The 14,282-nt window shown below is 33.4% G+C and carries 12 protein-coding genes; 1 reads left to right on the top strand and 11 read right to left on the bottom strand.

The genetic code is table 11. The annotated features are described in order from the left end of the window. Positions 1–45 precede the first annotated feature (45 nt). From HM983_RS08885 to HM983_RS08865, 5 genes are read right to left on the bottom strand one after another with little or no spacing between them, the layout of a single operon-like run. On the bottom strand, positions 46–999 hold the full coding sequence (locus HM983_RS08885; RefSeq protein ID WP_179345062.1) for an ATP-grasp fold amidoligase family protein: 954 nt from the start codon (positions 997–999) through the stop codon (positions 46–48). A gap of 6 nt (positions 1,000–1,005) precedes the next feature. Continuing rightward, complete coding sequence (locus HM983_RS08880) at positions 1,006–1,587, bottom strand: serine O-acetyltransferase (RefSeq protein ID WP_179345061.1); 582 nt, start codon at positions 1,585–1,587, stop codon at positions 1,006–1,008. Continuing rightward, positions 1,574–2,695 (bottom strand): O-antigen ligase family protein, encoded by a 1,122-nt coding sequence (locus HM983_RS08875; RefSeq protein ID WP_179345060.1) that lies wholly within the window; start codon positions 2,693–2,695, stop codon positions 1,574–1,576. The genes HM983_RS08880 and HM983_RS08875 overlap by 14 nt, the downstream gene beginning before the upstream one ends. 10 nt (positions 2,696–2,705) lie before the next feature. Then, positions 2,706–3,806 carry a glycosyltransferase family 4 protein gene (locus HM983_RS08870; RefSeq protein WP_179345059.1) on the bottom strand — a complete coding sequence of 367 codons (1,101 nt, stop codon included), beginning with the start codon at positions 3,804–3,806 and terminating at the stop codon, positions 2,706–2,708. A gap of 11 nt (positions 3,807–3,817) precedes the next feature. Beyond that, positions 3,818–5,371, bottom strand: coding sequence for a lipopolysaccharide biosynthesis protein (locus HM983_RS08865; RefSeq protein ID WP_179345058.1), 1,554 nt, complete (start codon positions 5,369–5,371; stop codon positions 3,818–3,820). A gap of 515 nt (positions 5,372–5,886) precedes the next feature. Between HM983_RS08865 and HM983_RS08860 the strand changes: the two genes are divergently transcribed. After that, positions 5,887–8,553 (top strand): Ig-like domain-containing protein, encoded by a 2,667-nt coding sequence (locus HM983_RS08860; RefSeq protein WP_179345057.1) that lies wholly within the window; start codon positions 5,887–5,889, stop codon positions 8,551–8,553. Between the two features lie 103 nt (positions 8,554–8,656). Here the strand turns inward: HM983_RS08860 and HM983_RS08855 are convergent, their stop codons facing one another. The 6 genes from HM983_RS08855 to tsaE all read right to left on the bottom strand — a co-directional run bounded on the left by HM983_RS08855 (position 8,657) and on the right by tsaE (position 14,263). Beyond that, positions 8,657–10,036: a nucleotide sugar dehydrogenase gene (locus tag HM983_RS08855; protein ID WP_179345056.1), complete on the bottom strand. Its 1,380-nt coding sequence runs from the start codon at positions 10,034–10,036 to the stop codon at positions 8,657–8,659. Between the two features lie 141 nt (positions 10,037–10,177). Further along, complete coding sequence (locus tag HM983_RS08850) at positions 10,178–11,200, bottom strand: NAD-dependent epimerase (protein WP_179345055.1); 1,023 nt, start codon at positions 11,198–11,200, stop codon at positions 10,178–10,180. An 83-nt stretch (positions 11,201–11,283) separates the two neighbouring features. Beyond that, on the bottom strand, positions 11,284–11,664 hold the full coding sequence (locus HM983_RS08845) for a hypothetical protein (protein WP_179345054.1): 381 nt from the start codon (positions 11,662–11,664) through the stop codon (positions 11,284–11,286). A 51-nt stretch (positions 11,665–11,715) separates the two neighbouring features. After that, positions 11,716–12,915: an alanine dehydrogenase gene (locus HM983_RS08840; RefSeq protein ID WP_179345053.1), complete on the bottom strand. Its 1,200-nt coding sequence runs from the start codon at positions 12,913–12,915 to the stop codon at positions 11,716–11,718. Positions 12,916–13,001: 86 nt separating this feature from the next. Then, complete coding sequence (locus tag HM983_RS08835; protein ID WP_246277491.1) at positions 13,002–13,556, bottom strand: hypothetical protein; 555 nt, start codon at positions 13,554–13,556, stop codon at positions 13,002–13,004. Between the two features lie 242 nt (positions 13,557–13,798). Next, on the bottom strand, positions 13,799–14,263 hold the full coding sequence (tsaE, locus tag HM983_RS08830; RefSeq protein ID WP_218841845.1) for a tRNA (adenosine(37)-N6)-threonylcarbamoyltransferase complex ATPase subunit type 1 TsaE: 465 nt from the start codon (positions 14,261–14,263) through the stop codon (positions 13,799–13,801). Between the last annotated feature and the right edge of the window lie 19 nt (positions 14,264–14,282).

The following is a 14,282-nucleotide window of genomic DNA, read 5'->3' as shown; positions in this document are numbered from 1 at the left end:
GGCAATGTTATTTAAACTTTAATATTTCGATAACAATAAAGTTTGTCAGGGTTTTTTAATTGATTTGAGATTTAAAAGCTTACCGAATTTTTCGTCGCATTCTTTTTGCCAGAATTTTCTAAAACCAGATGATTGATGCAAGGTCAATTCTCCAAAATAGGTTCTACCTTCAACGGAATAAAAATCTACACGCAGATAAATAAAGTCTTTTGCTAATTTTTCTGCAAGGGTTATCATTTCATCTAAATTTTCTGGTTTTGGTAAATCCCTTCCATTGGGCCTTCCCCAGTTACAAGGTAGCAGATTCCAATTGGTATCGTAAAGATTACGTCCTCTTGTTTCTAGGTGCCTATCGACGTCTACGCCAAAAAATACAACTTTACCGTGAAAACAATGAATTTTATAATCGTCTGGTATGCTACCATCTGCATTGGTTATTAATTTCTCGACTATAATTCTGGGTTCTATATTTTTGTATTGCCATTCACGGGTTTTGACATAGTGATTTAGTTTTAATAGTCTTCTAAAGCGTCTTCTGGTTCGTTTCCAATCTATATTGGATTTATCTATTACGATCACACCACCAGTACTGTCATGATTACACTTAATAATATGGTTAATGTCTGGTAGGTTTTCCGGACGGATATCGTCTGGGTTTTTAGTCTCGTAAAGCAACGGTATTAAATATTGCTCGCCAATTTTTTCCTTTATATAAGCTCTTACTTTAAATTTATCTGCTATTGTTGTATGTATTTTTTTTCTATGGTACAGTTTTAGCCAATTGATTTTTTCGTTTAAGGTCGTTGGATTCTCTAGGTCCAAAGAATAACCCATATGTTTTTTAAAGCTTGATCTTACAACAGCCTCATCAGGAATCATTTTTAATATAAATTCATAGATTAAATAAAAAGGGCGTACCAAATAGTAACCTAAATCTGATTTTCTGTAGACATTGGACAATCGTTTTCTAAAATCTCTTTTTCGTAAATCTGTGCTCATATTACGTTAGATGTGCTTAATTATTTTGTTAATATCAACAGTTCCTATCACTTTTGCAGGCACACCTGCTATTGCAGTGTGTTCTTCAGTAAAAGATTTATTCACCACTGCGTTGGCACCTATTGCTGTATTATTGGCTATGGATATATTGCCATAAATTTTGGCTCCTGGTGCGATATAAACATTGTCTCCAATTTGTGGTGCTTCTCTTTCACCTCCAGAAGCGCCAATGTTTACACATGCGTGCATTCTACAATTCGCTCCTATTTTTGAATTTCTGTTGATCACGATGGTACCGTAATGCACAATTGATAAGCCAGGTCCAAAAACATTTATGGGTATAGAGAATCCAAGTTTTAGGGATATTTTTCTAAACTTATACTTTAGATAAAAGAAATAAACTTTGTTTAATGCACCACTTTTACAATTAGTATAATATTCTAGTTGGCGCATGGTCTTTTGAAATTTCCAAATTGGATTTGGAAACAATTTATTGATGAGTTTCGCCATAAAAGAATCTGTATTGATTTTAAGGGCGATTTTATCCTTTTCCAAATATGTTTTGTATTCTGCTTTAGACGCTATCATATTTTAGATATTTAGTTTCATTTGCGGTTTCTTTTTTTAATTTGATAATTTGGTATTGGATCCATATGGCTGAGAAAGACATGTAATAAAAAGTAAAGAAATTATGGTTAGCCAATAAGAATACGGACAGAGAAATAGTCTGCATTATTAAGTTTGGAGACTGTTTAAAGAAATGATAACTCCAATAAAACAGAAAACCAATATATCCAAGAAATAAGGCAAACGGAATGATGCCAGCCTCGCCAAGAATCATCAGATAGGTGTTATGGGCACCTAGTACCCCTAATTTTCCAGAAAATGTGCCGTAACCATTCCCAAAAAATGGAGATTCCAAGACTTGGTCATAAAACTTAGCCCAAGTGGCTGTCCTTGAGTCTTCGCTGATTTCCTGTGTCGATACATTCTCATTATTTACAATGTTTTTTAATTGTTCAAAACGCGGATTGTTGAGACCTACGGTTTCATCTATTACTAATAGTGTACTGAATATCAAAAAACCTATTCCGAATATCCTTATATTCTTAACACTTATCTTTAGAGAAATAAGATTAATTAAAATCCATATGACTATAAAAGTTCTCGAAAATGTAAGGAGTCCCATTAGTGTAAAAAGAAATTGCCCAATGAGTTTTAAAGTAGTACTCTTAAGACCGTAAATAAACGAATAGCCATAAATACAAATAAAACCGGCAACATTTGGGTTAAGATAAAACCCAGAATACCTTCCAAAATCATTTGTTAAAAGTAGTGCCTCTAAACCTATGCTTAACGCCCCAATAAATAAGAAAACATAAAGTTCGTTTGCAGTTACTCTTTTGGCTAGTTCATATCCACAGATTACGAATATGAGATATTTTATAAAATCTAGCCCATAAAAAGTAAAAGAACCAGAATACTGCAAACTAGAAATGGTGAAGTACAATATAGCTATGGCAAGCAACCACCAATTGGGTTCTGTTTTCTTCTCCAAAAAATAATAAAATGCCAAAAGCAATATTGTAAGATAACTAAGTACACTCCCAGCAGTTCCTCCAAAGGCAACAAGAGCTGTTGCTGGTAGGTTGAGCATGATTAATGCTAAGCAGATGTATCTCAAAATTTTCATCATAACGCTACCATTATTTAAGAAGTGAATTTATTAAATTTCGCCATTTCAACACTACTTTCTCGCTTACATAATCTTCAGTGGTTTTTTTTGCGTTTTCGGAAAATTGCTGTTGTAATTGTTTGTCTTTTAACAGAATCATTAGTTTTTCAACTAAATCATTCTTGTCGTTGACCTTGATTAAAAATCCATTCTCTCCATCAACTATTAAGTCAGAAGGCCCAAAATTACAATCACTAGAAATTGCTGGAAGTCCAAAATGCATGGCCTCTAAAAGCGCATTCGGGAAACCTTCGGTTTTGGAGGTGAACACAAAAATTGATGCTTTATTATAATAGTTATGGATATCTTTGACCTTGGACATAATAGTAACCCTATCCGATAGGTCGAGGTCAATAATGAGTTGGTTGAGTTTTTTCTTTTCACTTCCGGTACCAATGATTACAAGTTTCCATCCTTGGGGATTTATAGTTTTGAAGGCATTTATTAAATCATCGTGACATTTATTTTTTATCAAACGGCCAACGGTCAAAATCAATTTGTCCTTTTTAACACTGATATCTCTTTTATTTGATAAATCAGATGAAATTGGATTGGGAAGAATAAGCAGTTTTTCAGCATTTACACTTTCTTTATAAATGTTTTTTACGCCTTGGGTCTGTAATACAAGACGATCAGCTCTATGATAAAAATGTTTTCTTAAGAAAACCCAAAATTTTGGAACATTTTCTACCTGCGGATTATTTCTTTCACTAATTATACTAGGTATACCGTTGAGTTTTGCTGCAATTACAGCAATAATATTTGCAGATGTAATGAAACCTATAAGTAAGTCAATCTTTTCTATTTTGACAATATTCGACACTTTTTTCACAAGGCTATAATTGAGTTGTAAAGACTGTAATCCTGAGGATGGTTTTTTGTTACCACTAGTGCATGGTATCACTTCAACCCTTTCATCAAGAGGATAAAAGGGTTCGGCTGTTAAAAAAGTAATAATAACAACATCAAAATGTTCTATCAACTCATTACTTAAGGTGGATATCACTCGTTCGGCACCTCCTGAGGACAGAGCACCTATTACAAAACCTATTTTATTTTTTTTGTCTTTCACTTTGAAGTTGATTAAGGTTTTTTTATTAGTTTTTTAAATATTAAATTTTTAATTCTTAGACAGAAAATTTTAAATCCAGGTATAAAAATAAACATTAACGAACCATAAATAATAATAACTGATACCGTTGTTTTGGTGGCATACATCACCCAATTGATAAAGCTAGAATTTTGTTCGTCATAAACAAAAAAGTCTATCAGATAGTTTACAATTAGAGCTGAAGCGCAAAACACCAAAATTATTGGCAACAAACCTCTCCAATATAACCAGACATTTTTTTTAAAGCCATTTTTATACAAAAAATAAGGCTTCCAGATCACCATGATCAATAACATACTCACTAATGTACCGAGCATAATACCAGCGATGCCATAAATTCTCCCAAAGAAAAATGAAATTCCTAGATTAATTAAAGCTTCTGCAACTGCAGCCCAAGTATCGGAATATAAACCATAGGCATTTTTGAATCGCTCAATGGGTGAGCTTATCTGATACATAAAAAAGTTGGCAATCATTAATAATAAAATGGTATTTGAAAGTACATATTCTTCTTTTTCTAACCATAGTAAAATAAAAGAGTCCATAACATTATATATTATAATGCTAAAAAATCCTGCGATAAAAAATTGAATGGCCACTAATTCCCAAAATACTTTTTTGATGTTTTTTTGATCATTTTCAGCTATGAGATTACCGACTGCCGAACCAGTTCCTGCAAACGCCATTTTAACCAAACCTCCTAATTTGGTAAAAATGAGTTGGTAATTACCAAAGAATGCAACGCTTTCTATGCTAATTAAGAATGCAATGAGAAGATTATCTGTACCATTTTTCACAAATGAACTCATTTTGTGAAAAAAGACTTGTTTTATTTTTTTAATTATCGTTGGGTATTCTCTAATTATCTCTGCTTTTTGTGAAGAGTTGATTTTTAGCCATGGATATTCTTTTTTTATTTTATATCTCACTACAATGCTGTATAAAATACTAAACACCAATTCTAGTGTGATATAGATATAGAAATCCTTTAAATAAACTGCCACCAAAGCTTGTAATACAACTCTTATAATGGTAAAAGTTTGGAAGTATTGCTGAACAATATATCCTTTTTGATCTGCGCCTAATAAACTGATATGATAGTTAACGAAATAACTTAATAATGTAGAAAACAATAGAGCATAAAAAACAAAGTATACCAGTACCAACTGAAATGATGTATCATCAAACATCATAGGAAAAAATAGAGAAATTATAAAACCCACACCAAAAATGGCATATCCTATCTTTCTATAGAGAATACCCAATAGCGCAATTATTTTGTTAATTTCAAGGTAATTTTTATCAAAAATTGGTTTGTAAAGCGTAAAACCAATAGCAGTACCTATTCCTAGTTCAGCCAGATTAAGAAAACTTAATATACTTCTTAGAGTTGTCTCAAGCCCGATGAACTCATTACCTAAATTGTCTAAGAATAACTTCCTAGTGAAAAACTGTACAAAAATGGAGACGATGAAGAAAAACACACCGACTTTAGCATTTTTTAATGATTTGGAAACTCTAGACATGATTTGGTTAAGTTTTTGTAAATATAGATTAGGTCAAAGCTTAGAACTTTATGTTAGAAAATCATATTTTTAATAATTAAAAATTTCTAAAATTATTTCAAAATTTAAATTGTAAAAATTAAGAGAGCAAATATGTGAATAATAAATGTAATTAATAGAAATTAACGACTGAACTAAACAAATAATAGGACAAAATGCTAGGTAAATCGTTTCAATTCCATAAAGTTTAAAAATAGTAGGTTTTTCATTCTTTAGTAATTAAGTATAACTTGAATATGATTCTTGTTTGTGTGAATTAAGTAGGCAATTTCTCTGTAATGTTAAAAATAAATTTTTATGATCCAAAAATGGTTTTTAGTCGTAAATAAATGCAGTACGACGATTTAATAAATTTTATAACTAAAATTCTTACAAAAAAGATACGCTTTATCGAATAATAAAGTATTTAGACTGTTTATATTTGATTATTTCTTTAATTGCACATACCCCAAATTAATACTAAAAATAAAATTATTTTGAAAACCCTACTTATTGCACCAAATCTCAGAAATAACCTGAGCCTTTTTTTTATTGTTTTATTCATAACTAGCTTTAATAGCTTTCTCAATGCGCAGCAATTAGCTTTTCCGTCTGCTTACGGAGCAGGAGCTTACACTACAGGTGGGCGAGGAGGAAAGGTGGTTCATGTTACAAGCTTACTTGATATTTTGGATCAGAATGATCCCAATTATGTAGGCACCTTGCGATGGGCCTTAAAAGGCGCGGAAAATAAAGGTGTTCCTAGAACGATTGTTTTTGATGTGAGTGGTATTATTGACCTACAATCTGACATGTATATTAGTAATGGACCTGGTGATGAAGGTGGTTATGCAGACGGAATTACTATAGCGGGGCAAACCGCACCAGAAGGTGGTATTACTATTACAGGTGGGAAAATTAAAATTGTTGCAATCGGTCAAGTTATTATTAGATATTTAAAGTTCAGAGAAACCGCAAGCTACGATGGATGTTTAAGTCTTAGTTTAGCAGATAATTATATATTAGATCATTTGTCAGGTTCTCATACAGGTGATATAGTTTTTTCAGTTACAGCAAATGGGGAAGGTGCATCAGCGACAGATCATACCATTCAGAATTGTTTAATGGGAAATTCCAAAAATGGATTAATAATAGGTAATAGTGATTTTGCACAAGGTGCAACATCTTTACCATATGGAAGTGTTTCAGTTTTGAGAAATGCATTTTATAGTGTCAGTTGGAGAGTGCCTGGTAAATTTGGCGGATCTGGTAATTTTGATGTTATAAACAATGTAGCACACAATTGGAAATCCCGACTAATGCGATTTGATCCTTATAATTACAAGTTAAACCATATAGGTAACCATTATCAGAGTGGTGGACAAAGTAGAACAAGAAGCTATCCAAATTTGCACAAAACATGGACGGGGTATAACAATATGTCACCTCAAATTTATCAAGACGATAATTATTATTCAGAAGACGTTAGGAATAATGACTATAACCATTCCAACCAATGGAGTGTTTTTCAAGGAGATGATGATGAAATTCCTAATCCAGATTGGTTTATAGACAATCAGCTGCCAATTCAAGGTCGCCCACTGCCAATTTTAGGTTCGGACGAAATTTTTGATGATGTCTTGGAGTTTGTTGGAGCTTCAAAATATATTAAAGATGATGGAACGGTTGGTTTTTATAGAGACCAATACGATACATTTCAAGTTAATGGTATAGCCGAGCAGGATGTATTTTACAGTAGTGAAAGAAACATTGAATTACCGGTAATTTCAATTTCGAATACCAGACCAAGTGATTTTTATATAAGTAACGACCACATTCCAGAAGTATGGTTCAGTACAAATGTGCCTAACGGTCAAGATCATGATGATATTGCACCAAGCGGATATACCTGGTTGGAAGAGTATTTAAATCAAGTTGACAATAATAATACTGAAGCTGTGGCAGCTGAGGGCGTTAACATCTCACCCGAATCTTATGATTTGGCAGAAGGTCTTACTCTTCAACTGAATAAAAATTTCACTCCGTCTAATACTACAAACCAATCAGGTGAGTGGGCTTCTAGCGATACTGCTATAGCAACGGTAAACAGTAACGGATTGGTAACGGCAATTGCTGCGTCTGACACTCCAGTAATTATTACATTTACCTCACTAGACGGTGGATTTACAGATACCTCCCAAATAACGGTTTTTATTGAAGCGCTCCAAGCGAGCGCAGGTAGTGACCAATCGATTTGTCAAGGGGATTTTGCCACCCTTACTGCCTCAGGCGGATCGAGCTATCTATGGAGTACTGGCGAAACAACTGCTTCAATCGAGGTGAGCCCAAACGAAACAACTACATATAGTGTAACAGTTTCTAATAGTTCGGGTCAGGAGGATACTGTAAGTGTTGAAGTTGTAGTTAGTCCTACGCCGAATGTAATTATTGATAACGGTGATAGTGTGAATGTTTTATATGGTGATTTTGTTACATTATCGGCATCTGGTGCCAATAATTACGAATGGAACAATGGCGCTACACAACCAAATATAGCGGTAAGTCCAACCCAAACCACAACATACGAGGTTAAAGGTTATATAAATGATTGCTACGAAGAAAAAGGAGTCACGGTCAATGTTTTTGAACCAGTTGATGCTAATGCTGGGGAAAACGTTTCAATTTGTCCTGAAGAAACTGTAGCTCTAACTGCAACTGGAGGAGATGAATATTTGTGGAGTACCGGTGACACCACTGCAACTATAGAAGTAGAACCATCAGAAACAACAGAATATACAGTAACTGTATTTAATGAAGTTCATTTTGATGAAGCATCAGTATGGGTTGAAGTTGATAATAATTGTGGAATAGAAAATGCAGACCCTGAATTGGACGATCTTGACTTTGATCTTATGCTGTATCCTAATCCGGCAGATGATTTTGTAAATTTAAAAATTTCAAACCCAGAGGAGTTATCAGAATATTATATCTATAATTTCACAGGTGAATTAGTAATGCATAACGAGATAATTAATGAAAATGCTAATCTCAACGTATTAACTACTCAAATTGACTTGAGCATTCTCCAAAACGGGATGTATTACATTAAGTTGGTCGGTTCTGAAAGCGAGAAAATCAAAAAATTAATTATTAGAGGTTATTAAGAGGACACTTAAACCTGAAATTATACTAAAAAAAGGCGCTATCAATTTTTGATAGCGCCTTTTCAGTTTTAATTTAACTGTTTAGTCTATAGAAACTTTTAATCTATTTTCCGATAGAGGAATATTCAAAGCCAATGTTTTCCATTTCGGTTTTGTCCAAGATGTTTCTTCCATCAAAAATAAATGCAGGTTTTTTCATTATACCATATATTTTTTTCCAGTCATAGGTTTTAAACTCGTCCCACTCTGTCATTATGGCAATAGCATGCGCATCTTCAATTGCTTTATAAGGATCATCAAAAGTTGTCACAAGTTCTTCGTTTTCTTTCTCGGTTCTTGTATTTAGATAGTTCAAATCTGCCTGTATTCTTTGTTGGTTTACCTTAGGATCGTAAACTGCGATTTCAGCTTGTTCATTTAACAGATGATCTGCAACATATATGGCAGCAGACTCTCTAGTATCATTGGTGTCTTTCTTAAAAGCCCAACCTAACATAGCAATTTTTTTTCCTGAAACAGTGTTATATAAAGTGCTAATTAAATTATCTGAGAATCTTCTTTTTTGGTGGTCATTAAGAATGATAACCTGTTCCCAGTAATCTGCAACTTCATTTAGCCCGTAACTTCTTGCGATATAAACTAGGTTAAGTATATCTTTTTGAAAGCATGATCCGCCAAATCCAATTGAAGCATTTAAGAACTTAGGACCAATTCTTGAATCCATACCAATAGCTTTGGCCACTTCATTAACGTCTGCTTCTGTATGCTCACATAATTCTGAAATAGCATTTATCGAAGATATACGTTGTGCTAAAAATGCATTAGCTGTTAATTTAGACAATTCGGAAGACCAAACGTTGGTTCTCAAAATTCTATCATCAGAAACCCAACTACCATAAACTTGAGCTAAGCTTTCTATTGCCTCTTCGGACTCTCCACCAATTAATACACGGTCTGGATTCAACAAATCTTGTATGGCTGTACCTTCAGCTAAAAATTCAGGATTTGATAGAATGCTAAAATTCACGTCGCTTCCAGTGTTATGCAAAATACTTTTTATGGCTTGAGCTGTTCTTACAGGTAAGGTAGATTTTTCTACAACAATCTTATCTGTAGTAGCTACTTTTGCAATGTTACGTGCGCAAAGTTCTACATACTTTAAATCTGCGGCCATACCTTTACCTTTTCCGTAGGTTTTGGTAGGAGTGTTCACTGAAATAAATACCATCTCGGCTTCATCAATGCTTTTGTCTATTTCTGTTGAAAAGAACAAGTTTTTACCTCTTGTTTCTTCAACAATTTCAGCCAGACCTGGTTCATATATTGGTAGTTTGGAAACATCTTTATCATTCCAAGCTGCAATGCGCTCAGCATTAATATCTACAATTGTAACTTGTATATGTGGATTTTTCTTTGCGATAACTGCCATTGTAGGTCCGCCAACATAACCAGCGCCAATACAACATATCTTAGTGATTTTCATAATTTTTAAGTTTACTAGATTCGGGTTAAAATTTTAATACAACTGCAAATTTGTACGAAATATTAACATAAAGGTAAATTTTTATGCCAACTACATTTTTTAACGATAAAAGCCCTTTGTGGGCAAAATTTGATTTTTGAATTATTTATAATAAGCTTTAAACCAGTCGATAAAAGATTTAACTCCTTCTTTTATAGAAGTGTTTGGTCTATAATCGTAATCCTTAATTAATTCATCAACATCTGCCCAGGTCCGTTCTACATCACCTGGCTGCATTGGCATCATATTTTTTTCGGCTGTTTTATTAAGGTTTGTTTCTATTTCTTCAATAAAATCCATTAATCGCACGGAATTATTATTTCCAATATTATATACCTTATAAAGTTCTTTTGCATCAACACGATCATTGGTCGGCTTTTCTATTATTCTAACTACACCTTCTACAATATCATCTATATAAGTAAAGTCCCTTTCCATATTACCATGGTTAAAGACTTTAATCGTTCTATCGTTTTCTATGGCATCAACAAAAAGAAACATAGCCATATCGGGTCTTCCCCAAGGACCGTAAACAGTAAAAAATCGTAAACCTGTTGTAGGAGTTTTAAACAAGTGGCTATAGGTATGAGCCATAAGCTCATTGCTTTTTTTCGTGGCTGCATAAAGACTTATGGGATGATCTACATTGTCATCTGTTGCAAAAGGTATTTTTTTGTTCAGACCATAAACACTAGAACTACTTGCGTAGACCAAATGCTTTATGTCATTATGTCTACAACATTCCAAAATATTCAAAAACCCTACTAGATTAGAGTCGATATAGGTTTCAGGATTTTCTAAACTGTATCTAACTCCGGCTTGTGCCGCTAAATTACATACAATATCAAAATTTTGATTTTTGAATAGATTAGGTAAGCCTTCACGATCCTCTAGATTCATTCTTATAAATGAAAACTTAGAATGACTTTCACTGTTACAAATTTCATTAAACCTTGAAGCTTGGTCTCGATTTATACCCAATTCCTCTAGTCTGGAATACTTGAGATTAACATCATAATAATCATTTATATTATCCAATCCAATGACTTCATGTCCTTTATCCAATAAAACTTGAGAAACGTGAAAGCCAATAAAACCAGCTGCTCCGGTAACTAATATTTTCATTTTTAATATTTATTATTAAGATTTGGATTTCAAAGATGCCCATAACTATCCAATTTCTTGAAATTAATCGGACAAACTTCAATTTATTCGTTTGTGATGTATTTTATATCCAAAAGTGTGGCTAGGGAATCACAATTTTTAATGGAGAGTTCTAAATCTCTATCCTTATAAGTATTATCAATGTGATATACTTTGCAGGTGTCTGGTTCTGTATTGCTCTTTGAAAAATCGACACGTCCATATTTCACTAAATTACTAATAGTCAGCGTGTCCAAATTTTGTAAATTGATAAATTCTTCAGCATTTGAGGAATAAGCAATTGGCTTGGAAGTTATGTTTTTTACAGTTCTGGCATTTGGTCCGTAATCGCACGATGCATCTTTACCATTTAAAAAAAACATAAGTATAATAAGGCCAATGGCAAAACCACCTAGGTAAAAACCTAATCGATGAATAAATTTCATAGAAAATTCAGTTTAGTTGTAAAGTGAAAATTTACTGATACCAGTTCAGAGTTAAAATATTAAAAGATTTACGTCACTATATTTTAAACCAAACCACTCTGCTACGGATTTATTAGTTAAAATTCCGTGGTAAAAATACAATCCATTTTTTAATCCTCTATCAAAACGAAGCGCATTTTCTATTCCGCCATATTCTGCGATTTCCAAAAGGTAAGGAGTGAAAATATTACTTATGGATACAGAGGCAGTTCTGGAATATCTTGCCGGTATATTAGGAACACCATAATGAATGACACCATTATGTTCAAATGTTGGGTGGTTATGAGTTGTTACTTCGCTTGTCTCAAAACAACCTCCCATATCGATACTTACATCAATTATTACAGATCCAGATTTCATATGCGCCACCATACTTTCGGTCACTACAATCGGAGAACGGTTGGTGCCTCTAACCGCACCAATAGCCACGTCACAACGTTTTAAAGCTTTGAGAATATTCTTTGGCTGCATGGTGGATGTATAGATGTTACGACCCAAATTGTTTTGTAAACAACGTAGCTTTGTGATAGAGCTATCAAAAACTTTTACCCTAGCGCCCAATCCTATGGCCGATCTAGCTGCAAATTCACCAACCGTACCAGCACCAAGAATTACAACTTCTGTAGGTGGTACACCGTTAATGTTTCCCATCATTAAGCCATTGCCACCATTTACGTTAGATAAAAGCTCTGATGCTATCAATATTGATGCAGTACCTGCAATTTCGCTCAATGAGCGTACAGCAGGATAGGCACCATCTTCGTCTTTAATATATTCAAAAGCTAAAGCAGTAATACGTTTTTTGGCTAGTGCTTCAAAATATGATTTGTCTTGAGTCTTAATCTGGAGTGCAGAAATTAAAATGGTCTGCGGATTTATCATCGAAATTTCATCCAATGAAGGAGGCTCAACTTTAAGAATCATAGGGCAGGAGTAAACTTTCGCCGTATCTTTAGTAACTTCTGCGCCAGCCTCACTGTAATCTTTATCCTTAAAATTTGAACCAGTACCAGCACCAGACTCAAATAACACTCGGTGACCGTTGGCAGTTAATGCAGAAACAGCATCTGGTGTTAGGCAAACTCGTTTTTCTTGAAAATGGGTCTCTTTAGGGATGCCGATGAAAAGGTCACCTTTTTGCTTTGTAATCTCTAAAGTTTCCTCTTGTGGAAGTAATTGGGCTTTGGTAAATGGTGATAAGGATTTACTCATTTAAGCTATTTCTTTAAATTAGTAACTGCAAGATAAGCATTACTAATTACTTAAATGAATAGAATTTTTAAGTATAAAATAAGATTCTAAAAATACTGGGTTATTTTTCCCCAAAGCGTCTTAGGCTTTAGCATAAACTCTTCTTCAAGTTCTTCAAGGGTTTTATCTGAATCATTAATTTTATTAAACATTTTGGCTCGAATTAAATATATCGATGGAACAATTATAACTAAGATGGGCAATAAAACAACTATTTGTCCTTCGTCGATTCTCTGAGCTTCGGCATTAAAAGTGGTTACTATTTGAAACACATACATTATAATAGGAACCAAAATTGCGTGGTACCACCATTGTTTACATGTAAAGAACCATATTGTTAATAAAATAAGTGGTAAAAATTTACCCGTATAAACCCACATTGCGTACTGAGCATCTTCCCAAGCACCACTTTCGTAAGTAAACAAAAAAGTGCTCCAGACTTTTCCAGTCGGAACACTTTCATGTAAAGAATAAAATAGTGGAGAAGCAGCGATTATTGTACCAAGTATAGTTCCAACAATAGCACTTCTACTTAACTTTTGTTTATCCGTTTTTGATGAGCTTTCTTTTGCCCTTTTCAATTTGTGTTGTAGTTTGTCCATCGAGGTCAATAATGTTAGTTGCTTGAGCAGTAAATAACATTCCTCCAAAGATTGCAATTGCTAGTACTAGTTTTTTAGTTTTCATAATATAAGGGATTTTAATTAATTAATACTACAAATCTAAAGGGCTTAAGAGCCTTTCGCAAATGCAATAATGTTAAAATCCAAAAAATTATGGCCTTTCAATTACGGTTTTTCCGTAATCGGCAATCTATCTAGTCGGAATGTGATCAAAATTTTAATTAAAATTTTGGTGCTGTCATAGCTTTATCTTCAGTTATATTATTAGTTTCTATAGTTAATTTGAGGGATCTTGTATTGTCGTCTATCTTAGTGATATCAATGTTTTGAGCATCTTCAGGTAATAATGGCTCAATATTTTCTGCCCATTCCATAAATTGCCAATGTCCATTGTCTAAATATTCTTCTAAACCAAAATTATAGGCTTCTTCTAAATTTTCAATTCTGTAAAAATCAAAATGAAAAACCTTGTCGCCTGAAATATTATATTCGTTTACAATAGAAAATGTTGGACTCGTAGCAATATCATCACTACCCATAACTTTTAGCAATGACTTAATTAAAGTCGTTTTGCCCGCACCCATTTCACCATTAAATAAGATGGTTTTTGAGTTCAGATTTTCCAGAATGCGCAATGCAACTTCGTCAATTTCACTTAGATGATATGTAAACTCAATTGTTTTCAACTAAAATTTTGTCTTTAGG

It is taken from the genome of Winogradskyella ursingii (assembly GCF_013403975.1).
Taxonomy (GTDB): domain Bacteria; phylum Bacteroidota; class Bacteroidia; order Flavobacteriales; family Flavobacteriaceae; genus Winogradskyella; species Winogradskyella ursingii.
Note: the sequence above shows the minus strand (reverse complement) of the source record. Positions and strands in the feature narration are given on the sequence as shown.